Raw genomic sequence first — 19,514 nt, forward strand, 5'->3', positions numbered from 1 at the left:
GTTGGTCCGTTTTGCGTGGATAATGCTAAATCTAGCACCTGTCCCTTGGATCCGTTTTCGCGCACCCTAAAATCTGCTGGGAACGACCAGGGGAATGTCATGTTGAAATTCGGTTTGCGCTTGTCGCCGAATAGGTCAGGGCGCGGGGGCATCGGGGCGATCCTGGTGCCGTCGAAGCTTAGCAGGATCCGTCGCGGCAACGTGTCGATGGCACGTGCTTTTCCGGCGTGGGGATTGTGGGTCGTGTTCTGGTTGGTGCTGGCGCTTGGGTGCACCATGGCGGTGGCTGTCGCCCGGTCGCCCGCCTGACATCACTCATCTGGTCCCTTGCAGGTGATCCACCAGAGCGCGCAGTTTTGGCGCCATGTTCCGCTTGCTCGGATAGTAGAGATAGAAGCCCGGAAACCACGGGCTGAATTCTTCGAGCACCGGCACCAGCTCGCCCGTGGCGATCGCCGGGCGGAAGCTCTCTTCCATGCCGAAGCTGATGCCCGCGCCGGCAATGGCCAGGCGAACCATCAGCGCCATGTCGGTCGTGGTGATGGTGTCAGAAACGGCGACCGAGAATTCCTTGCCGTCTTGCGAAAACTCCCAGCGATAGGGCGCCTGATGGACGGAAGCCCGCCACCCGATGCAACGGTGAACGCCAAGTTCGCGTGGGTGAGCTGGGGTGCCGTAGCCTTTGAGGTAGCCCGGCGAGGCGACGGCGATCTGGCGCTGGTTTCCGGAAACCGGCACGGCGATCATGTCCTGCGCGATGACTTCGCCGAGCCTCACGCCCGCATCATAGCCCTCCGCAACGATATCGAATTCTTCGTCGGTCACAGTGATATGCAATGTCACCTCCGGATGTTCCTCGGCGAAGGACGCGAGCACGGGGCCGGATAGAAAGCTCTCGGCAATGGAGGAGACCGCAAGGTTCAGGCGGCCGCGCGGACGTCCGTGCAGGTTTGCTGCCGCTTCGGTGGCGCTGCGCATCTCCGACAGCGCTGGCGCGACCTCGGAATAGAGCCGCTCACCCGCCTCCGTCAGGGCAACGCTGCGGGTGGTGCGTGCAACGAGCGCGATGCCGAGCGTCTCTTCCAGCCGGCGGATCGTCTGGCTGACGGCCGAGCGGGTGACGCCGAGGCGGTCGGCGGCGGCACGAAAGCTTTTTTCTTCTGCAACCAGCGTGAAGACCGCGAGCGCATTGTAATCAGTCGGCATTGGTTAGAATTCCTTGCCACTGTGGAAACAACTAGGCGGCTTATCGCGACAATGGAGGAGGAATAGGGTCCTTGCAATCCGCAGGCAAGCGGAGAGCGAAGGAGCTAATCACATGGACAAGGTTGTTCTCATCACCGGCGCATCGAGCGGGATCGGTGCAGGTATCGCCCGCGAACTGGCAAAAGCCGGGGCGACACTGATGCTGGGCGCCCGCCGCACGGACCGGCTGGAGGAGCTCGCCTGGGAACTCCGGGACTTGGGCGCCAAGGTCGCGACACGCAGGCTTGACGTCACCGATCGCGCCGATGTGGCGGCGTTCGCGCAGGCGGCGGTGGCGGAATTCGGCCGGGTCGACGTGATCGTCAACAATGCGGGCGTCATGCCGCTATCGCTGATGTCGTCGCTCAAGGTCGACGAGTGGGACCGGATGATCGACGTGAATATCAAGGGCGTGCTCTACGGCATCGCCGCCGTACTGCCGCAGATGACGGCGCAGGGCTCAGGCCAGATCATCAATATCGCATCGGTCGGCGCTCTCAGTGTTTCACCCACGGCTGCAGTATATTGCGCCACCAAATACGCGGTTCGGGCGATCTCCGACGGTCTGCGGCAGGAGCATGACAATCTGCGCGTCACCTGCATCCATCCGGGCGTGGTGGAAAGCGAGCTTGCCGATACCATCACCGATGCCGTGGCTGCCCAGGCCATGAAGACCTACCGCGCCATTGCCCTGAAGCCGGATGCGATCGGTCGCGCCGTGCGCTTCGCGATCGAGCAGCCCGACGATGTCGATGTGAACGAGATTGTCGTTCGCCCGACGCGGGCGCAGTGAAGGGTACGGCTGCCATGAACCGCCGCCATCTCCTCCTCGTTGCCGCCGCGTCTTTTGGCGCGGCGCTTCCTTCCCATGCAGAGGACATCATGGACAACAAGATCCAACCCGCGAGGCATCCCTACGTCGGAATGTGGGTAACGGCAGACGGACATATCCGCCACGAGCTGCAGCAAGATAACCGCTATGATGAAGCACGCGGCTCTCGCAAAAGCGCGTATCAGGGCCGGTATCTCGTGACCGGCGATCACATCGATTATTGGGACGATACCGGGTTCACCGCCGATGGCGACTTCATCGACGGCGTGCTGCATCATGCGGGCATGGTGCTTTACCGGGAACAGTAGGGGCTTCGCTTCAGACCAATTCGGCCCGGATCAGGCCGCGCAGGGAATTGCCGACGAAGAGGCGTTTCCCGGCAAGGTCGGTCTGTTTCACAAGGCCAGACTTCGCGCGGCCCTCGCGGATCAGATCGCCGCGCAGGATCCCCGCAAGCAGACCGGATGAGATCGGCGGTGTCGTCAGCGTGCCGTCGGCCTGCTCCACGAAGAGATTGGTGCGCGTGCCTTCGCAGACCTCTGCGCGTTCGTTGAGCAGGATCACCTCGTCCACATCTTCAGAGAATTCGGCGCGGGCGGCGTCATAGACTTCGCGGCGCGATGTCTTGTGGCGATACATCGGATCATCCGAGGGCAGGCGCGTCTGCGCGATCCCGATCCGCCAGATCGCGTCCTTGGCAACGGGCGCGAACGGCGTGGCGACGATCTCGACCTTGCCGCGGAACGTCATCTCCAGCCGCACGCGAAGCGGCGTCTCGCCTTCGACCGCGGCCTGGAGCTGTTTCATCAGGTCTGGCGGGGCCGGGCGAAAGCCCAGGGCGTCGGCTGAACGGTTCAGCCGACGCAAATGCTGGTCGATCCGGGTAAAACCGGAACCCGGCTCCCAGCGCATGGTTTCGATCAGCGAAAGATCCACCGGTTTTGCACCGCGACCCTTGGCCTTCACAGACATCGCAACCCCTCCGACCTGCGTTTGACCGTCCGTTGATCAGACAGTCTTGTCCAAAGCTTCCAACTCGTCGATCAGACCCTCGATCATCGACAGGCCCTTCGACCAGAAGGACGGGTCGGTGGCATCGAGGCCGAATGGCTTGAGCAATTCCGAATGATGCTTGGTGCCGCCTGCCTTCAGGAGGTCGAAATACTTGTCCTGGAAGCCGGGTGCGGCGTTCTGGTAGACCGCGTAGAGCGAGTTCACCAGGCAGTCGCCGAAGGCATAGGCATAGACGTAGAAAGGCGAATGGATGAAGTGGGGGATATAGGTCCACCACGTCTCGTAGCCTTCCGAGATCCGGATTGCCGGGCCGAGGCTCTCGTTCTGGACGGACAGCCACAGTTCGCCGATCTGCTCCGACGTCAGTTCGCCCTGCTTGCGGGCCGTGTGGATCTTGCGCTCGAACTGGTAGAAGGCGATCTGGCGGACGACCGTATTGATCATATCCTCCACCTTCTGGGCGAGCATCGCCTTGCGTTCGCGCTTGTCCCTGGTCTTTTCCAAGAGTGCCCGGAACGTCAGCATCTCGCCGAACACGGAGGCGGTTTCGGCAAGCGTCAGCGGTGTCTGGCACATCAGCGCGCCCTGGCCGCCGGCGAGAACCTGATGCACGCCGTGGCCAAGCTCATGGGCAAGCGTCATCACGTCGCGCGGCTTACCCATATAGTTGACGAGAACGTAAGGGTGCGCAGACGGCACGACCGGATGCGCGAACGCGCCCGGTGCCTTGCCGGGCCGTGCCGGCGCGTCGATCCATTCCTCGTCGAAGAAGCGGCCGGCGATGGCGGCCATCTCGGGCGAGAAGGCGCCGTAGGCGGATAATACGGTGTCCTTTGCTTCCGGCCAGGAAATGAGGCCCTTCGGCGTTTCCGGCAGCGGCGCGTTGCGGTCCCAGTAGTTCAGCTGGTCGACGCCGAGCCATTTCGCTTTCATCGCGTAATAGCGGTGCGACAGGCGCGGATAGGCTTGCGTGACAGCTTCTGAAAGCGCGTCGACGACCTCTCGTTCGACACGGTTCGCCAGGTGACGGCTGTCGGCGATATCCTCAAAGCCGCGCCAGCGGTCGGAAATTTCCTTGTCCTTGGCGAGCGTGTTGGTGATCAGCGTGAAGACGCGCAGGTTCTCGCCAAAGGTTTTTGACAGTGCTACGGCCGCCTTGGCGCGGGTTTCCGGCTCGGGCTCTACCAGCATGTTGAGCGTGATTTCGAGCGGTTGTTTTTCGCCATCCACCTCGAAGCGAAGTTCCGACATGGTTTCGTCGAACAGGCGGTTGAAGGCTGCGGCCGACGTCATCGACTTTTCGAGGAAAAGCTGCTCGAGCTTGTCGTCCAGCTGGAAGGGCTTATCCATTCTCAAGTCCACCAGCCAGGGGCGGAAATGGCCGGTTGCGGGATCGCGGTCCATCGCCGCATTGATGACCGCATCGTCGATCCGGTTCAGTTCCAGCGCGAAAAACAGGAGATGCGAGGAGAGATCCGTCAGCTTTGTCTGGATGTCGCCGTAGAACTTGCCGTTTGCCGGGTTGGACGTGTCTGAAAAATAGGTGAGGCCGGCGAACGAGCCGATCTTGCCGAGGAGGTCGTCGAGCGCGTCATATTCCGACAAGGCCTCGCCAAGTCCGCCGGCACCGGTCTTTGCGGCAGCGTCTGCAAGCTTGCCCTTCCACTTTTCCTCGAAAGCCAGCGACAGCGTGCGCGCTTTTTCCAGATCGGCCACAAATTCCGGGGGGTCCTTGGCAGCGTAGAGATCGGACAATTTCCAGACTGGCAGGACACCGAGCGCGGGGTCGGCGGGCGAAGCAGCGGGCGACGCGCCGGAAAAAGCAGGAGAGGCGGTCATGGTGTGCCAGTTACGGAAATTTCTCACGGTTTTCTCCTGTCGACGGCGATCCTGTGCCAGAACCGACTGTTTTCCCCCTCGGCCGTTAAAATGCAAGCTTTTCTCAAAAGGGGATGTTCAAGCCTCTCTGACACAACTTGCAGCATAAGAGCCCATCAAGGGTGCACGATGAACGTTGCAGGAGCCGAGCATGATTGCCCATGTCCTAGTCGTAGATGACGATCCGATCCAGCGCCGCCTCTTGAAGAATGCCGTCGAACGGTTCGGACATGTCGCCCATCTCGCCGAGAACGGCCTCGTTGCTCTCGACTTTCTCCAGAACCTCAGCGGACCGGTCAATGTCATCGTGCTTGACCTGATGATGCCGGAAATGGACGGGCTGAGCTTTCTTTCAACCATCCGCAGCATGGGCATCGATACGCCCGTCATCGTGCAGACCGGCCAGGGCGGCATCGAAACGGTGGTGGAAGCCATGCGCGCCGGTGCCTTCGATTTCGTCGTCAAACCGGTGTCACCGGAGCGGATCGGTGCGTCGATCGGCAATGCCTTGAAGGTTGGCCAGAAGGAAACCAAGTCGCGCACCGGTCGACGTCGCGCCGGCATCGTCGGTTTCAACGATATCGTTTCGGCAAGCCCGGACATGCTGCGCGTCATCGATCTGGCCCAGCGCGCCGCGCATTCCAACATTCCGGTGGTGCTCGAAGGCGAATCGGGCGTTGGCAAGGAAATGGTGGCCCGCGCCATCCAGTCCGCCAGCGACCGCGCAGGAAAGCCATTCATCACCGTCAATTGCGGTGCCATCCCGCACAATCTTGTCGAGAGCATCCTGTTCGGTCACGAGAAGGGCGCGTTTACCGGCGCCTCCGAGCGGCACACGGGCAAGTTCGTCGAGGCTGACGGCGGCACGCTGTTCCTGGACGAGATCGGTGATCTTCCACTTGAAGTTCAGGTGAAGCTTCTGCGCGCCGTGCAGCAGGGTGAAATCGAGACGGTTGGGGCCGGCAAGGTCCAGAAGGTCAACGTGCGGCTGATTTCGGCGACCAACAAGGACCTGATCGAGGAAGTCCGGGCAGGGCGGTTCCGCGAGGACCTCTATTACCGTCTCAACGTCTTCCCCATCACCATCCCGGCGCTGCGTCGCCGCAAGGAAGACATTCCGCATCTGGTCCGGGTTTTCGCCGAGCGCTTTTCGGCGGAACAGAAACTCGAACGCAGTGTCGGGATCAGCGCCAGCGCGATGGCACTTCTGACCGCCTACGACTGGCCGGGCAATATCCGCCAGCTGGAAAACGCGATCTTCCGCGCCGTGGTTCTGACCCAGGGCGACAAGCTGACGGACGAAGATTTCCCGCAGATTGCAGCTCAGCTGCCGGAATTCCGCAGCGAAGAATTGGCCGCGACCGGCGCTGCTGTGCAGCCTTCATCGCTCGAGACGGATCCGCGTCCGCGTCTGCGGCACGAGGCCGTTGTCGATGGTGGCTTCCCGATCCCGGTACGGTCCGCCATGCATACCCAGCCGATGCGGCCCGATCCGCGCGCGCTGCTGGCGGCCGCCTATCCGGCTTCCGACAACGTCATCGTCAGCACGGACGACACCGGCGAGGTGCGTAAACTGGCCGACGTGGAAGAAGAGCTGATCCGTTTTGCACTGAAATTTTATCGCGGACAGATGAGCCAGGTGGCACGCAAACTCGGCATCGGGCGCTCGACTCTCTACAGAAAACTCAAGGATTATGGCATCGATCCCGACGATCCGCTGAAGGAAGCGGCCTGAATCGGCGCGAAATCGGGATTTTTATGACGATAATCTTCGCGCAAGCCTCTTCCCCTAACCTTGTCAATCTCTCATTAGCAATTCATTGACTATACGAGAGGTGCTTGTGCTTGTGTGACACATTTGCCATGCTGTCACCGCATTTAGCAGTCAGATGAGACGACGAGGGTAGTTGTCGACAGGACGGGGAACGCTTTGCCGTATTTCAAAGTTCAGAAAACGCCTTCGGGTGTGCGCTCTGACGATGACCGTGCGGCGCGCGTTGGCGCCGGATCTGGTCGTCTTGCAGGGATCAGATCGTCGATCTTCAAGCGGATCGCCAAGCGTTTCGTCGTGGCGTCGACCCTTGCTGCAATCGCATTTACGATTCTTCCAGCTTCGGTGCACGAGGCAGAGGCCGCTGGCGATACCCGCAGCCTGAAGCTCTATTTCGTCCACACCGGCGAGAAGGCCACCATCACCTACAAGCGCAATGGCCGATTCGATCCGCGCGGTCTGGCACAGCTCAACCAGTTCCTCCGCGACTGGCGCCAGAACCAGCCGACGAAGATGGATCCGCGCCTGTTCGACCTGGTTTGGGAAGTCTACCAGCGCTCCGGCGCCACCGATTCCATCCACATCGTCTCCGCTTTCCGTTCGCCGACCACAAACGGCATGCTGCGCGGTCGCTCGCGCAAGACCGGCGTCGCGAAGAACAGCCAGCACATGCTCGGCAAGGCGATGGACTTTTATATTCCGGGCGTGAAGCTCTCGACCCTGCGGGCGCTCGCCATGCAGATGCAGGTGGGCGGCGTCGGCTTCTACCCGACTTCCGGTTCCCCTTTCGTGCATCTCGATGTTGGCGGCGTTCGTGCCTGGCCGCGCATGACCCGCAAGGAACTGGTTCAGATCTTCCCGAAGGGCAACACGCTGCATCTCCCGGCTGACGGCAATCCGTTGCCGGGCTACGAGGTCGCTCTCGCCGATTACAAGAAGCGTGTTGGTTCTGATTCGATTGCGATTGCCAGCACAGCCGGCGGCTCGATCCGCGGCGAAGCACCCAAGCGTCGCGGGTTCCTTGCCGCACTGTTTGGCGGCGGTGGTGCCGACGAGGTCGAAGACAACGAAGACATGAAGGCACCAATGGTCGCCAGCCGTGGAGCACCGCGCTCCGCGCCGGCTGCCGACGATGGCGAAGAGGCACCGGTCGCGACTGCACGGGTTGCGCCGACGCCGACTGCCCCGACGCCGACTGCACCGACACTCGTTGCTGCTGCTGAGCCGGTCGAGCCGGCGATTGCAGCGCCTGTGCCGCTGTCACGGCCGGCCTTCCGTTCCGATTCCAGCACCGCGGGTCCGGGTGGGCTTGCCACGGCGCTCTATCAGCCGACCCGCAATGCGGCGCAGGACGCGCTTGCCATGCAGACGGCTGCTGCAGCCGATGTGCAGCGGGCTGAAAATTTCGCCGATCTGTCCGGTTACGCCATTCCGGTTCCGACCCTCCTTGGCCCTCGCGGGCTGAAGGGTGATGCGGAAACCAGCGTCTTGACTGCCTCGATAGAGCCGGCGCCATTCGAAAACCTTGGCTCCGTGCCAGTTCCGATCCACCGCCCGGGTGCTCCAGCAGCGCCGCTCGTTGCATCGCGCCCGCAGAGCGATCAGCAGAGCCTCACGCCGGAACTGGTGGCAGCGCTGTCGCGAAGCGTCGAAGCGCCGGTTGTTCCGGCACCGCAGGCGGCGCCAGCAAGAGCGCCAGCCCAGGCGGTCGCCGTGTCGGCACCGGTGCCGATGGCCGCGCCTGCGCAGCGCCAGATGGCGGCTCTTTCGCCCAAGGTGATTCAGCCGTCCACCAAGCAGATGCAGTTCGGCGACGGGTTTGACGCGCCGCGTCCTGCAACGGCGTCGCTGAGTACCATGCCGAGCTACGGCACCGCCAAGAGCGGCCGCGCTGGCAAGCCTGCGACTGCACAGGGGCAGGCCAAAGCTGGCAAGAACGGCTTGACCGGTGACATGGTGGCGAAATGGGCGGTGAACAACAATCGCGCCGAAGGTCAGAACCCGGTTTCGATGAAGGCGCCTCGCGTGGTCAGCCGGACGCTCGATCGTGATTATTCGGCCGGTTACACCAGCAGCGGCTTCAAGCCTGTGAGTGCTGCCGTCGCCATCGATCCCAACCGGTTCAGCGGCCAGGACTGAGTTTCAGGACTTTGGCCGCCACCTGTTTGCCGGCGACGATTGCCCCCTCGACATAGCCCGGGAAAGACGGCGACAGTTCCGACGATGCGAAATGTACCGGCGGCATTCCGGTTGTCAGGGTCGCTTCCGCGTCGGTGGCGTCGAGACTGGTGATCACGTCACTATAGGCGCCGTCGCTCCAGCGGTCGTCGACCCAGTCACGCATGCGAATGCCCAGACTGCGTCTGGCCTCCTCGCCCAACGCCTCCGCCAGTTTCTCAATTACGAACGTTTCAAGCTCACGGGCGGGCTTGTCGTGCCACGTCGCCGCCAAAGGTCCGCTAACGAAGACGATCAGTCCGGCGTAACCGTCGCGACTGGCGTCGCAGGCAAACAGGCCTTGCGGATCATTCCACATGGTCATGCCGCTGAGATCCCGGTCTCGCCAGAAGGGTCGCTCAAAGCGGATGTTGAGCTTGATGACCATGCCGGGGATCCACGCATCCAGTGCTCTTGTTAGATGCGGCGGGAGTGCTGGGGCGTAGGACAGGCGGCGCGCCATGATGGGCGGCACGGCGAGCACGACCTGCGCGGCCGTCATTTTTCCCGTGCCGGTCATCAACGTGACGCCGTCACCGGAAATGGCAAGCTCAGTGACAGGCATGCCAAGCCTTAGCCGATCGCCGAGAGTTGCCGCCAGATCGTCGGCCAGCGCATGCATCGTTCCGGCGAGAAACAGCTCGAGCTCGGACGTGGTGTTGGTGATGCGTCTGTCATTTGCCGCGAGATAGGTGAAGGCAATCTCCTCCGGCGCGCGGCACCAGAGGCCGGTCACCATGCGCAAAAACCCCTGCCGTATATCGTCCTCGACCGGCTGTCTCTGCGCCCAGTCGTAAGCCGTCAGCGTTCTGAGCGCCGGATCGGAAAGATCGCTCGCGATCATCGTCTCGCGCAGTGCATCGACGCCGTTCCAGACTGCTTCTGCCCGCCCGCGGGGGACTTCGGGAAGATATGTGGTGTCGCCCTCGGCATAGGTCTTCACAAAGGTCCTGCCGAACTCTCTTGCCAATGAGACCACTTCCGGCATGTCGCGGCAAAAGAACTGTCCGCCTGCATCGACGGCCGTGCCATCCTCAAAAACCTGCGCCTCGACGCGGCCGCCGACGCGCTCCTGCGCTTCGAGCAGAACAACGTTCACGCCCGCTTTCATCAGCTGCGTTGCAGCAGTCAGACCGGTAAAGCCGGCGCCGACGACGATGACATCATAATCCATGACCGATTCCGAGCGTCTCTGAGGAAGATGCGATGCTTGCGCCCATGAAAAAACCCGCCGTGGCCGGCGGGTTCCTTGTCGTCTTCGAAATTGTTTAAGCGGCGTCCTGTTCGGCCGGGCTTTCGATCATGCCGAGGGCGGCCAGATAGGTGTCGAGGATGAGGTCCTCTTCCATCCGCTCCTGATCGTCCTTCTTGCGAAGGGCGATGACCTTTTTCATGATCTTGGTATCGTAGCCCATGCCCTTTGCCTCGCCGTAGACATCCTTGATGTCGTCGGCGATGGTCTTCTTCTCTTCTTCCAGTCGCTCGATACGCTCGATAAATGCGCGGAGCTGGTCGCGGGCGACGCCATGAGCATCAGACATCGGGGCCTCCTGATCTTGATCTGTGTTGATTGGCTGTCACCTGCCGAAAAGCGGCGGCAAGGTCAAGGCCCAAATACGCGGGCCTTGTCCGTGGGCGTCAGCCATGGGTCGGCTTGTTGCCCTCGAATGCGGCTTTTTGAGCGCCTGTGGATTCCGACTGGTGCAGATTTTTCCAGTCCTCGTAGGGCATGCCATAGACGATCTCGCGGGATGCATCCTTCGTGAGAGCAAGGCCTGCCTCGTCGGCCGCGTCCTTAAACCAGTTGGACAGGCAGTTGCGGCAGAAACCGGCCATGTTCATCAGGTCGATGTTCTGGACGTCGGTCCGCTCGCGCAGATGTGACACGAGGCGACGGAAGGCTGCAGCCTCGAGCTCGGTCTGCTGTTCCTTGGAAAGTTCGGTCATCGTGACCTCCTTTGTCTGAACGCTCACGCGGGGTAGGGGCCGGTGCGCGACGGAAAGATTTGATACGCGTGCAATGTGGGGTCGGCATTGAGCGTCGTGAAGATCGGCGCCAATCTTTGTGCCCAGTCCTCGATGCCTTGCTCGTCGCCGATCAGGTCCTGGCGCACTTCCAGCAGGGTGTGGGGAATACCGGGGATCATGCAGTGCCGGTACATGGTGTCACCCTTCAGGGCGCCGTCATAGGGTTCGTTGTCGCCGACGACGATATCGCCGGGAAGGCGAAGCTGCTCGATCAGCGGCACCACGACCCGATCGTCGGTATCCCACAGTACGCCCGCATGCCAGGGCCGCGGCGTTTCGCGCCAGAACGGCGTGAAGGAATGCAGCGACAGAACAAGCGGTGCCCGGCCGGACGCGCTGGCCCTTGAAATCGTCTGCTCGACGGCGCGGTGATAGGGCCGGTGGTAGGTGGCAAGCCTGAAATCCCATTCTTCCTGGGTGATCGGGTGGTTGCCGGAAACGATGGCGCCGTCGGAGATCTTCATGATCAGCGTCGGATCATCTTCGCCGCGGTTCGGATCGATCAGCAGGCGGGAAAAGCAACTGAGCACGGCCGGCACGTTCAGAATGTCGGCCAACCGGCGGGTCAATCCCTCGATGCCGATATCGAAGGCGATGTGGCGCCGGAATGCGTCTTCTGGCAGGCCAAGATCGCCGTAGCGGGCGGGCAGGCGGTTCATTGCGTGGTCGGCGAGAAGAACCATCCCGCCGTCATAATCGCCGTCTATGATTTCGAACGGTTGGAAGTCGTCTGTGTCCATCGGGGCTTGTACCATTGTTTTGCGCAGCCTGTCCCGGTGATATCTCGGCCGTTTCCTGCCATGGTCGCCGCGGACAAGGCAAGCGGCCCCCGGCGGGCGTTCAGAATATAATCGATTAGATTGCGTTGACTTTCAAACCCTGCCGCGCGAGAAAGTGCATCACGAATAACCATGGAGTCCTGACGGAAACCGTGTCGAAAAAATCCCTTAGAACATATCTTTCCGCCCTGTTTTCAGTGCCTGGCGTGGCATCCGCGCTCTGCGTCAGTGCGCCGCTGTTGATGGCGTCTCCGGCACTTGCGGATTTCCGCGTCTGCAACGGAACCCAGAACCTCGTCGGCGTGGCGATCGGCTACCGTGCCAAGGATGGGTGGAACACCGAAGGCTGGTGGCAGGTACCCGCATCAACCTGCGCGACGCTGATCGAAGGCGAGCTGCAGTCCCGCTATTATTATCTCTATGCGGAGGACGCGGCCCGCGGCGGCCGCTGGACCGGCGGCGTCAACATGTGCGTCGCCGAGAACGAGTTCAAGGTCGTCGGCGTCGACGACTGCTTCACCCGTGGCTTCCAGCGCATGGGTTTCAAGGAATATGACACGGGCCGTCAGGGCAGCTGGATGGTCCAGCTTTCAGACACGTCCGGATCCCAGGAAGGCCAGAATTGATGAGGCGATACCGCAAAGTTAAGATCCTTGCCACACTCGGCCCGGCATCCTCCGACGAGGAAATGATTGCCAAGCTGCACGAGGCAGGCGCGGATCTTTTCCGCATCAACATGAGCCATTCGAGCCATGAGATGATGCGGACGCTGATCGAGCGTATTCGCTCTGTCGAAAAGAAGTCCGGTCGCCCGATCGGCATCCTCGCCGACCTCCAGGGTCCGAAACTGCGCGTTGGCAAGTTTGCCGATACCAAGGTGACGCTGGTCCCAGGCCAGACATTTACACTCGACAATAACGAGGCTCCCGGCGACGAGAACCGAGTCTTCCTGCCGCATCCCGAAATTCTCGAATCGGTGAAGGTCGGCGATCGCCTGCTGATCGATGACGGCAAGCTGGCGCTGCGGGCCGAAAAGGTCGACGGCACGTCGATCACCTGCACTGTCGTTGCCGGCACCGGCATTTCCGACCGCAAAGGTGTGAGCCTTCCCGATACGTTGCTCGCCGTTGGCGTGCTCACCGACAAAGACCGGGCCGATCTCGACGCCGTGCTTGAGACCGACGATGTCGACTGGGTCGCTTTGTCCTTCGTTCAGCGGCCGGAAGATCTCGCAGAAGTTCGCAAGATTGCCCGCGGCCGCGTCGGCATCATGTCTAAGATCGAAAAGCCGCAGGCACTTGAGCGGATCGACGAGATCATCGATCTCTCCGACGCCGTCATGGTGGCCCGTGGAGATCTTGGCGTCGAAATGCCGATCGAGGCGGTCCCCGGCATCCAGAAGCAGCTGACACGCGCATGTCGCCGCGCCGGCAAGCCGGTCGTGGTCGCGACCCAGATGCTGGAATCGATGATCAGCGCGCCGGTTCCGACCCGCGCCGAAGTCTCCGACGTCTCGATCGCCGTATTCGAAGGCGCCGATGCGATCATGCTGTCGGCCGAATCGGCGTCCGGTCAGTATCCGGTCGAAGCCGTTTCGATGATGGCGTCGATTGCCCGCAAGGTGGAAGACGATCCGCTTTATCCAAGCATCATCTACGCGCAGCGCGCCACACCGGAAGCAACCGGTGCCGATGCGATCTCGCTTGCTGCCCGCCAGATTGCAGAGACGCTGCGGCTCGCCGTGATCGTCACCTACACATCGTCGGGCACAACAGGCCTTCGCGCCTCGCGCGAGCGTCCGAACGTTCCGATCCTGGCACTGTCGCCGAGCGTCAAGACCGCGCGTCGACTGTCGATCGGCTGGGGCATGCACTGCGTCGTCACCCACGACGCGACTGACCTCGACGACATGGTCAACAACGCCTGCCGCATCGTCGCCTCCGAAGGTTTTGGTAAGCCGGGCGACCGGATCATCATCTCGGCCGGCGTGCCACTGGGCACACCTGGCGCCACCAACATGCTGCGCATCGCCTATATCGGTGCAGATGGGCAGAGTGGGGTTTAAACCCGCTATCAACAGCGTGAAATGAAAACGGCCGTCGGAGTGATCCGGCGGCCGTTGTCGTTTCAGGTCTTTTCGATCGAGAAATCCATGTCCGGCATCGGCTCGTCGACCACTTTCGCCAGTCGCGCCTCGACCCTGCGGGCAACGGACTGCAGGTCGCGGTGGTGACCCGCAAGCTTCTCGATCCCGGCGATGGCGAGATCGGTCGCGAGGTAATCCGGCTTGTGGCCGAGGCCGCGGATGACGACCAGTTCGGCGCCGGCGACGGCGGCCGTCAGCGCCTTCGCATGGATATCCATCGAGACGATCTTGTCGCTGTCGCCGTTGATGATCAGCGTCGGTGCGGTGATCTCGCTGTAGCGCGGTGCGACCCTGGTGACGTAGTCGTTGAGATTGGCGACGTCGATCGCGTTGTTGCGGAAGTTCTCAGGCCGCAACACCAGTGCGGTGGCGCCGCCGTCGAGGTAGCGGTCCGGACGGGGGTTGGGATGGAAGACGGCATGGGTTGCCTTCTCCATCAGCACCAGCCCGGCAGGCAGCGCCAGGAAGCGAGTAAACAGGCGTCCGAGATAAGGGCGGGCTGCGAGATTGTAGTACCAGTCGACGCCGCCCGGCCAGGGATGGGTGGCGGGCGCGAGAAGAAGCAGGCCTGCCGTCTTTTCCGGATGGTAGAGCGCGAAGGATGTGGCGATCGCACCCCCGAAGGAATGGCCGACGATGATCGCCTTCTCGATGCCGTAGCGATCCATGAGGCGAGCGATCGTTTCGGCCTGGCCATCCGGAAAGCCGTTCTCTTCGCCGCCACGCTCGGAATAGCCGTGACCGGGACGGTCGACGAACAGCATTTCGGCGCGCCCTTCTAGCGGTCTGCGGAACGCTGCTTCCTGGTCCTTCAGATTGCCGCTGGCGCCGTGGATGAAGACGATGGGGGGAAGGTCGCCCTCGGCTGGGGCTGCGACATGAAGGGCGTTGATACGGATATCGCCGAGATCGGTGAGTTCACCGTCGTTCGGAAGGTTGGCCTCGATCGCTTTCGCCTTCCAGGCCGTGAAGCCGAAGCCGAATGCGATGAGAGACAAGATAAGAGGTACAATCCCCATGGCGGCCCATCAGGTTCGGTTGCCGGCGATCTTTTCGGATAGCTTGGTCACAGCCTCCTGCGCCTCGCGATCGGCGGGGTAGATGTCGAGATAACGCTCCCACGCATTCAGCGCCTGGCTGTCCCGTCCGGCTTCGGTAAGGATTCCGGCAAGACCGGCCAGCGCGCCGAAATGGCGAGGCTCACGCTTCAGCACTTCGGCAATATCGGCCATCGCCTTGCGCTGGTCGCCCATCGCGTAATGCATTGTGGCGCGGCGGTTCCAGCCTTCGACATAGGCGGGGTCGATGAGAGTGACGCGGTCGAGGAAGTCGAGGGCGGCGGCGTTGCGCTTTTCCTTGGCGGCCGTGGCCGCCCAGCCCATCAGAAGATTGACTGTGGGACTGCCCGACTCACCCGTGTTCATGGCGATCTGCGTGGCGATTCCGCGCGCCTTTTCCGGATTGCGCTCACGTTTCAGCGCCGCAAATAGCGGGTCGACCCTGGCGTTGAGAGGCTGGCCGGCATTTGGTGCTGCCTGCGGACCTCCCTGCTGCGGACTTTCCAGCGGCGAAGCGGGCGGCATCGGTTGGGATGGCGGCATGGGCTGGGGCAGCGTCTGCGCAAAGGCAGGCACCGCAACACACACAGCAAGGATCACGAAGCTTGAACGAAAATAGCGCATGCGGATAAAGTAATCCGCATGCGCCGAAGGTCAAACCCGAAATTTCACGCTACCGACAATTTGATCGTCTCAGGCGTGCCCGGACAACCCGTCGATATCAGCGCAAATCAGCCCTGGCGGGCCTTGAAGCGCGGGTTCTGCTTGTTGATGATGTAAACGCGGCCCTTGCGGCGAACCAGACGGTTATCGCGATGACGAGCCTTCAGCGCCTTGAGCGAGTTCTTGATCTTCATTGTACTGGTCCAGAAGTCTGTGGGCTCAAAGAGCCGCTTGTCTCTATCAATCGAAAGCGTGCCGCCTATCTGTCGACGAGGGGCGCGCTCAGGTTGGCGTGCAGATAACCCGTGGCTGGATGCGTGTCAACCTTGTGACGCACTTTATGACCGGGTTTTCCGCCCCTTCAGCTCCGTGACATGGCCCATTTTCCGGCCCGGACGGGATTCCGTCTTGCCGTAGAGGTGGACCAGCACGTCGGTCCTCGCGAGCCAGCCGGGCACGTCGAGGATGTCGTCGCCGATCAGGTTGGTCATCACGCAATCGGAATGACGGCGCGGATCGCCGAGCCTTGAGCCGGCCACCGCGCGGATATGCTGCTCGAACTGCGAGACCACGCAGGCAGCCTCTGTCCAATGGCCGGAATTGTGCACGCGCGGTGCGATCTCGTTGGCAATCAGGGTGCCATCGGCCATCACGAAGAATTCCATGCCGATCACGCCGACATAGTCGAGGGCAGCGAGGAGCTTTTCGGCGGCACTGCGCGCGGTCTGCGCGGTCGTGTCTGGAATGGTCGCGGGCAGGGTGGAGGTATGAAGGATGCCGTTGCGGTGGATGTTCTCGGCCGGATCGTAGCAGGAGACCGTGCCGTCCTTGGCGCGCGCGGCGATGATCGAGATTTCGCGCTCGAAGGGCACGAAGCTTTCAAGAACCGTCGGCACCGAGCCGAGGTCCGCATAGGCGCCATCGGCCTTGTCGTCGCTGGAGCGGAACACGCGCTGGCCCTTGCCGTCGTAGCCCATACGGCGGGTCTTCAAGACACCCTTGCCGCCGAAGTCTGCAAGCGCTGCTTCGAGATCGGACTGGCTGTCGACGGAATGAAACCTTGCGGTCTCGATGCCGCAGCCGTTGAGGAACTGCTTTTCAACAATCCTGTCCTGCGCCACTTCCAGGGCCTTGGCCGGCGGGTAGACTGGAACCGACTGCTGCAGGAACTCGGCTGCCTCGACCGGTACGTTTTCGAATTCGTAGGTCACGACGTCGCAGCGGCTGGCGAGATCGGCCAGCGCCGTCCTGTCGTCGTAGGCCGCCGTGATCTGTTCGTTCGCGACCTGGGCGGCCGGGCAGTCGGCCTGCGGCTCAAGGATGATGATGCGGTAGTTCAGGCGTGCGGCAGCGATCGCCAGCATGCGGCCGAGCTGGCCGCCGCCGATTATGCCGATGGTGCGGATCGTCATGATGTTTCTCAGGGTGCTTCGTCGATGGGATATTCGGCGACCGATGCGGTGTGGTGCGCGCGATAGGCGTCGAGCCGGTCGGCAAGGTCATCGTCGGAAAGGGCAAGCACCGCTGCAGCAAGAAGGGCGGCATTGATCGCGCCGGCTCGGCCGATGGCCAGCGTGCCGACGGGAATTCCGGCCGGCATCTGGACGATCGAGTAGAGGCTGTCGGTGCCGCTCATCGTTTTCGACTGGACGGGCACGCCGAACACCGGAAGCGGCGTCAGGGCCGCCGTCATGCCCGGCAGGTGGGCAGCGCCGCCGGCACCGGCGATGATGACCTTGAAGCCCTCGTCGCGGGCGCTCTTGGCGAATTCGTACATCCGGTCCGGCGTGCGGTGTGCCGAGACGATCCGTGCTTCGTAACCGATGTCGAGCGTATCAAGCGTGTCGGCGGCGTTCTTCATGGTCTCCCAGTCGGACTGGCTGCCCATGATGATGGCGACTGCGGGTCTTTCTGACATTCCAGGCCCTTTAAGGTGAACTCAAGCGATGATGTCGGGAATGATCTGGTCTTCGATCTGGGTCATCCGGTCCTTGATGGCCAGCTTCTTCTTCTTCATGCGCTGGATGCGAAGAGCCTCACAGCCGACCTTGATCATGGCATTGATCGCGGCGTCGTAATCTTCGTGTTCCTGGCGAAGTTTCGCGAGTACCAGCCGGTTATCCGCCTGTTCCTGATCACGCATGCTCAGTCCCCATTCTTTACGCCGGCTTTTTGCAAACCCCGGCTTCATCCGCAAGCTCCTACCATCAAACCGCGTTAACTGGAAGTTAGCCGACGCCACGAATTTGCCGCTGAGAGACCATGATTTCTCCTTCGACAAAGCGGACCAACCGTGTCACACTTCTGTTGCAAACCTGAAGCCTTGGCTCAGAGGAGTGCCAAGGCAGGTACCTAAGGAAGGAACATGCCACATGACCGTCCAGGCGCATATCGCATCGCTTGAAAAGAAGCACGGCGACCTCGAAGAGGAACTCCAGTCAGTTCTCGCATCTCCATCCGCCGACGATCGTGAGATCGCAGAGCTCAAGCGCCGCAAGCTGCGCATCAAAGACGAGGTGGAGCGGTTAAAGACCGACACCCGTCATTAGGCGATCAAAAGCGCCACGCGCCTCACGTACATTCGTGAGAGGGTGCCCACAGCGGCACGATAAATTCCAAGACTAAAAGCAACAGTTCTGGTCGTAACGTCACAGTCGCGGCCAGAATTTACGTCCAGAACTGGTCGAGCCACAGGTTGAGCCGGGTGAAGCCGCTGCCGTTCACGGCATAGATGCGCCGCGTTCCCTCTGGTGTGACAGTCACGAGATCGCTGTCCAGCAGTGCTTTCAGATGCTGCGAGACGGCCGGCCTGCTGATCGGCAGTCCTTGTGCAAGTTCATTCACGGTTTTCGGCGCGCGTCTCAGCTCTTCGAGGAGATGGCGCCGGTTCGGGTCGGCAATGGCTGAAAACGGATCGAGTGTCATATTTTGAAGCTAAGCATAACTTGACGAAGCATCAACCGTTTTCGTGTCTCGCGACCGGCGGAAGGCCTTTTTGTAATTGGGTTTTTTATGATGTTCGGACGGACCGGTCAGATCGGCAGGCCGTCCCACAGAAGCTTTACGCCTGCAACGAGCGCGAGCGCGTAGGTCATCGGATAGAACACTTCCGACTTCAGATGCTTGACGATCGCGGCACCGAGCATGGTCGAGACCAGGGCTGCCGGCAGCAATGTCGCCGAGATCGTCAGGTTTTCGGCCCCCAATGCGCCGAGAAGGAAATAGGGGATGATCTTGACGGCGTTGACGATGGCGAAGAAGCGGATGCTGGCCCCGGTGTATTTCTTAGGATCCAGCTTCATCGGAAGAACGTAGATCTGGAAAGGCGGGCCGCCGGCATGCGCCACGAAACTGGCATAGCCCGACAGCGCGCCCCAGAACGTGGCGGCCGCCGGACGATGCGGCAGTGCGGCGGCCGGACGGTTCTTATCCGGGCCGTAGACCTGCCAGAAGTAGCGGAGGGCGAAGAAGATGGTTGCTGCCGCAATGACGATCCGCAATGCGTCGTCGGAGACATAGGCCGATGTTGCCCAGCCGAGCGCGATGCCGATGACGCCGCCCGGCAGGATCATCAGCAGGGTTTTTCTGTCGTTGAAATGGCGCCAGGACCAGAGTGCCACGATATCCATCAGGATCAGGATCGGCAGGAAGATCGCCGCCGCTTTGACCGGGTCGACTGCAAGCGACATCAGCGGCATGCCCATCAGGCCGATCGCGCCGCCAATGCCGCCCTTGGAAAGCCCGACCAGCATCACGGCGGGCACCGCTACGGCAAAGAAGGCGAGGCTGAGCGTATCGGAGGAAAATATGTCTGGCATGGGCACTTCAGGCTTGCACCGTTGAGGCGGGCAGATGGGATGAGCGGTTGATTGCGCAATCCTTC

The 19,514-nt window shown here is 61.7% G+C and carries 20 protein-coding genes and 2 pseudogenes; 7 read left to right on the forward strand and 15 right to left on the reverse strand.

Annotated features, from left to right (window positions below; translation table 11 throughout):
• Positions 1–315 precede the first annotated feature (315 nt).
• On the reverse strand, positions 316–1,206 hold the full coding sequence (locus IFT59_RS02895) for a LysR family transcriptional regulator (protein ID WP_192086044.1): 891 nt from the start codon (positions 1,204–1,206) through the stop codon (positions 316–318).
• 112 nt (positions 1,207–1,318) lie between these two features.
• On the opposite strand from IFT59_RS02895, the gene IFT59_RS02900 reads away from it, so the two are divergent.
• Complete coding sequence (locus IFT59_RS02900; protein WP_192086045.1) at positions 1,319–2,038, forward strand: SDR family oxidoreductase; 720 nt, start codon at positions 1,319–1,321, stop codon at positions 2,036–2,038.
• A 14-nt stretch (positions 2,039–2,052) separates the two neighbouring features.
• A complete protein-coding gene (locus tag IFT59_RS02905; RefSeq protein WP_192086046.1) occupies positions 2,053–2,385 on the forward strand; it encodes an Atu4866 domain-containing protein in 333 nt (110 codons plus the stop codon).
• A 10-nt stretch (positions 2,386–2,395) separates the two neighbouring features.
• Here IFT59_RS02905 and IFT59_RS02910 read toward each other — a convergent pair whose 3' ends face one another.
• Both IFT59_RS02910 and IFT59_RS02915 read right to left on the reverse strand, forming a co-directional pair.
• Positions 2,396–3,049: an aminotransferase class IV family protein gene (locus tag IFT59_RS02910; RefSeq protein WP_192086047.1), complete on the reverse strand. Its 654-nt coding sequence runs from the start codon at positions 3,047–3,049 to the stop codon at positions 2,396–2,398.
• Positions 3,050–3,085: 36 nt separating this feature from the next.
• Positions 3,086–4,930, reverse strand: a complete 1,845-nt coding sequence (locus IFT59_RS02915) for a M3 family oligoendopeptidase (RefSeq protein ID WP_192087083.1) — start codon at positions 4,928–4,930, stop codon at positions 3,086–3,088.
• A 190-nt stretch (positions 4,931–5,120) separates the two neighbouring features.
• Here IFT59_RS02915 and IFT59_RS02920 point away from each other — a divergent pair, with 190 nt between their 5' ends.
• Together IFT59_RS02920 and IFT59_RS02925 are read left to right on the forward strand one after the other, a co-directional pair.
• Positions 5,121–6,704 carry a sigma-54-dependent transcriptional regulator gene (locus tag IFT59_RS02920; RefSeq protein WP_192086048.1) on the forward strand — a complete coding sequence of 528 codons (1,584 nt, stop codon included), beginning with the start codon at positions 5,121–5,123 and terminating at the stop codon, positions 6,702–6,704.
• A 195-nt stretch (positions 6,705–6,899) separates the two neighbouring features.
• Positions 6,900–8,879 carry a DUF882 domain-containing protein gene (locus IFT59_RS02925; RefSeq protein ID WP_197978011.1) on the forward strand — a complete coding sequence of 660 codons (1,980 nt, stop codon included), beginning with the start codon at positions 6,900–6,902 and terminating at the stop codon, positions 8,877–8,879.
• Here the strand turns inward: IFT59_RS02925 and IFT59_RS02930 are convergent.
• The 4 genes and pseudogenes from IFT59_RS02930 to IFT59_RS02945 all read right to left on the reverse strand — a co-directional run.
• A pseudogene (locus IFT59_RS02930) lies at positions 8,863–10,152 on the reverse strand (flavin monoamine oxidase family protein); the annotation flags it as partial. The gene IFT59_RS02925 and the pseudogene IFT59_RS02930 overlap by 17 nt on opposite strands.
• 73 nt (positions 10,153–10,225) lie before the next feature.
• A complete protein-coding gene (locus tag IFT59_RS02935) occupies positions 10,226–10,498 on the reverse strand; it encodes a DUF2312 domain-containing protein (protein ID WP_062460899.1) in 273 nt (90 codons plus the stop codon).
• A gap of 97 nt (positions 10,499–10,595) precedes the next feature.
• The gene (locus IFT59_RS02940) at positions 10,596–10,904 is read right to left on the reverse strand and encodes a DUF1244 domain-containing protein (RefSeq protein ID WP_062582373.1); all 309 of its coding nucleotides are present in this window, start codon (positions 10,902–10,904) and stop codon (positions 10,596–10,598) included.
• 23 nt (positions 10,905–10,927) lie between these two features.
• Positions 10,928–11,725: an N-formylglutamate amidohydrolase gene (locus IFT59_RS02945; protein ID WP_192086050.1), complete on the reverse strand. Its 798-nt coding sequence runs from the start codon at positions 11,723–11,725 to the stop codon at positions 10,928–10,930.
• Positions 11,726–12,015: 290 nt separating this feature from the next.
• On the opposite strand from IFT59_RS02945, the pseudogene IFT59_RS02950 reads away from it, so the two are divergent.
• A pseudogene (locus IFT59_RS02950) lies at positions 12,016–12,390 on the forward strand (DUF1036 domain-containing protein); the annotation flags it as partial.
• On the forward strand, positions 12,390–13,829 hold the full coding sequence (gene pyk / locus IFT59_RS02955; protein ID WP_062460890.1) for a pyruvate kinase: 1,440 nt from the start codon (positions 12,390–12,392) through the stop codon (positions 13,827–13,829). The pseudogene IFT59_RS02950 and the gene pyk, both read left to right, overlap by 1 nt.
• A gap of 62 nt (positions 13,830–13,891) precedes the next feature.
• Here pyk and IFT59_RS02960 read toward each other — a convergent pair whose 3' ends face one another.
• The 6 genes from IFT59_RS02960 to IFT59_RS02985 all read right to left on the reverse strand — a co-directional run bounded on the left by IFT59_RS02960 (position 13,892) and on the right by IFT59_RS02985 (position 17,774).
• Positions 13,892–14,929, reverse strand: coding sequence for an alpha/beta fold hydrolase (locus IFT59_RS02960; RefSeq protein ID WP_174196138.1), 1,038 nt, complete (start codon positions 14,927–14,929; stop codon positions 13,892–13,894).
• Positions 14,930–14,938: 9 nt separating this feature from the next.
• On the reverse strand, positions 14,939–15,592 hold the full coding sequence (locus IFT59_RS02965; protein WP_192086051.1) for a tetratricopeptide repeat protein: 654 nt from the start codon (positions 15,590–15,592) through the stop codon (positions 14,939–14,941).
• Between the two features lie 107 nt (positions 15,593–15,699).
• The gene (gene ykgO / locus IFT59_RS02970; protein WP_003497670.1) at positions 15,700–15,825 is read right to left on the reverse strand and encodes a type B 50S ribosomal protein L36; all 126 of its coding nucleotides are present in this window, start codon (positions 15,823–15,825) and stop codon (positions 15,700–15,702) included.
• A 144-nt stretch (positions 15,826–15,969) separates the two neighbouring features.
• The gene (locus IFT59_RS02975) at positions 15,970–17,043 is read right to left on the reverse strand and encodes a 5-(carboxyamino)imidazole ribonucleotide synthase (RefSeq protein ID WP_192086052.1); all 1,074 of its coding nucleotides are present in this window, start codon (positions 17,041–17,043) and stop codon (positions 15,970–15,972) included.
• An 8-nt stretch (positions 17,044–17,051) separates the two neighbouring features.
• The gene (gene purE / locus IFT59_RS02980; RefSeq protein WP_062582383.1) at positions 17,052–17,549 is read right to left on the reverse strand and encodes a 5-(carboxyamino)imidazole ribonucleotide mutase; all 498 of its coding nucleotides are present in this window, start codon (positions 17,547–17,549) and stop codon (positions 17,052–17,054) included.
• 21 nt (positions 17,550–17,570) lie between these two features.
• On the reverse strand, positions 17,571–17,774 hold the full coding sequence (locus IFT59_RS02985; RefSeq protein ID WP_062461867.1) for a YdcH family protein: 204 nt from the start codon (positions 17,772–17,774) through the stop codon (positions 17,571–17,573).
• Between the two features lie 229 nt (positions 17,775–18,003).
• On the opposite strand from IFT59_RS02985, the gene IFT59_RS02990 reads away from it, so the two are divergent.
• A complete protein-coding gene (locus tag IFT59_RS02990) occupies positions 18,004–18,180 on the forward strand; it encodes a YdcH family protein (RefSeq protein ID WP_082471995.1) in 177 nt (58 codons plus the stop codon).
• Positions 18,181–18,298: 118 nt separating this feature from the next.
• On the opposite strand, the gene IFT59_RS02995 is transcribed toward IFT59_RS02990, so the two are convergent.
• A complete protein-coding gene (locus IFT59_RS02995; protein ID WP_062460875.1) occupies positions 18,299–18,556 on the reverse strand; it encodes an ArsR/SmtB family transcription factor in 258 nt (85 codons plus the stop codon).
• A gap of 107 nt (positions 18,557–18,663) precedes the next feature.
• On the reverse strand, positions 18,664–19,449 hold the full coding sequence (locus tag IFT59_RS03000) for a sulfite exporter TauE/SafE family protein (protein ID WP_192086053.1): 786 nt from the start codon (positions 19,447–19,449) through the stop codon (positions 18,664–18,666).
• Positions 19,450–19,514 lie beyond the last annotated feature (65 nt).

Source organism: Rhizobium sp. CFBP 8752 (genome assembly GCF_014842035.1).
Lineage (GTDB): Bacteria > Pseudomonadota > Alphaproteobacteria > Rhizobiales > Rhizobiaceae > Neorhizobium > Neorhizobium soli.

What these genes read in the sequence shown, in the direction of transcription:
- IFT59_RS02935 (WP_062460899.1), bottom strand. Translation starts at nt 10,498, where the DNA reads ATGTCTGATGCTCATGGCGTCGCCCGCGACCAGCTCCGCGCATTTATC.
- IFT59_RS02905 (WP_192086046.1), top strand. Translation starts at nt 2,053, where the DNA reads ATGAACCGCCGCCATCTCCTCCTCGTTGCCGCCGCGTCTTTTGGCGCG.
- IFT59_RS02960 (WP_174196138.1), bottom strand. Translation starts at nt 14,929, where the DNA reads ATGGGGATTGTACCTCTTATCTTGTCTCTCATCGCATTCGGCTTCGGC.
- IFT59_RS03000 (WP_192086053.1), bottom strand. Translation starts at nt 19,449, where the DNA reads ATGCCAGACATATTTTCCTCCGATACGCTCAGCCTCGCCTTCTTTGCC.
- IFT59_RS02910 (WP_192086047.1), bottom strand. Translation starts at nt 3,049, where the DNA reads ATGTCTGTGAAGGCCAAGGGTCGCGGTGCAAAACCGGTGGATCTTTCG.
- IFT59_RS02940 (WP_062582373.1), bottom strand. Translation starts at nt 10,904, where the DNA reads ATGACCGAACTTTCCAAGGAACAGCAGACCGAGCTCGAGGCTGCAGCC.
- ykgO (WP_003497670.1), bottom strand. Translation starts at nt 15,825, where the DNA reads ATGAAGATCAAGAACTCGCTCAAGGCGCTGAAGGCTCGTCATCGCGAT.
- IFT59_RS02975 (WP_192086052.1), bottom strand. Translation starts at nt 17,043, where the DNA reads ATGACGATCCGCACCATCGGCATAATCGGCGGCGGCCAGCTCGGCCGC.
- IFT59_RS02995 (WP_062460875.1), bottom strand. Translation starts at nt 18,556, where the DNA reads ATGACACTCGATCCGTTTTCAGCCATTGCCGACCCGAACCGGCGCCAT.
- IFT59_RS02920 (WP_192086048.1), top strand. Translation starts at nt 5,121, where the DNA reads ATGATTGCCCATGTCCTAGTCGTAGATGACGATCCGATCCAGCGCCGC.
- IFT59_RS02945 (WP_192086050.1), bottom strand. Translation starts at nt 11,725, where the DNA reads ATGGACACAGACGACTTCCAACCGTTCGAAATCATAGACGGCGATTAT.
- IFT59_RS02915 (WP_192087083.1), bottom strand. Translation starts at nt 4,930, where the DNA reads ATGACCGCCTCTCCTGCTTTTTCCGGCGCGTCGCCCGCTGCTTCGCCC.
- IFT59_RS02895 (WP_192086044.1), bottom strand. Translation starts at nt 1,206, where the DNA reads ATGCCGACTGATTACAATGCGCTCGCGGTCTTCACGCTGGTTGCAGAA.
- IFT59_RS02985 (WP_062461867.1), bottom strand. Translation starts at nt 17,774, where the DNA reads ATGCGTGATCAGGAACAGGCGGATAACCGGCTGGTACTCGCGAAACTT.
- purE (WP_062582383.1), bottom strand. Translation starts at nt 17,549, where the DNA reads ATGTCAGAAAGACCCGCAGTCGCCATCATCATGGGCAGCCAGTCCGAC.
- IFT59_RS02965 (WP_192086051.1), bottom strand. Translation starts at nt 15,592, where the DNA reads ATGCGCTATTTTCGTTCAAGCTTCGTGATCCTTGCTGTGTGTGTTGCG.
- IFT59_RS02900 (WP_192086045.1), top strand. Translation starts at nt 1,319, where the DNA reads ATGGACAAGGTTGTTCTCATCACCGGCGCATCGAGCGGGATCGGTGCA.
- pyk (WP_062460890.1), top strand. Translation starts at nt 12,390, where the DNA reads ATGAGGCGATACCGCAAAGTTAAGATCCTTGCCACACTCGGCCCGGCA.
- IFT59_RS02990 (WP_082471995.1), top strand. Translation starts at nt 18,004, where the DNA reads ATGACCGTCCAGGCGCATATCGCATCGCTTGAAAAGAAGCACGGCGAC.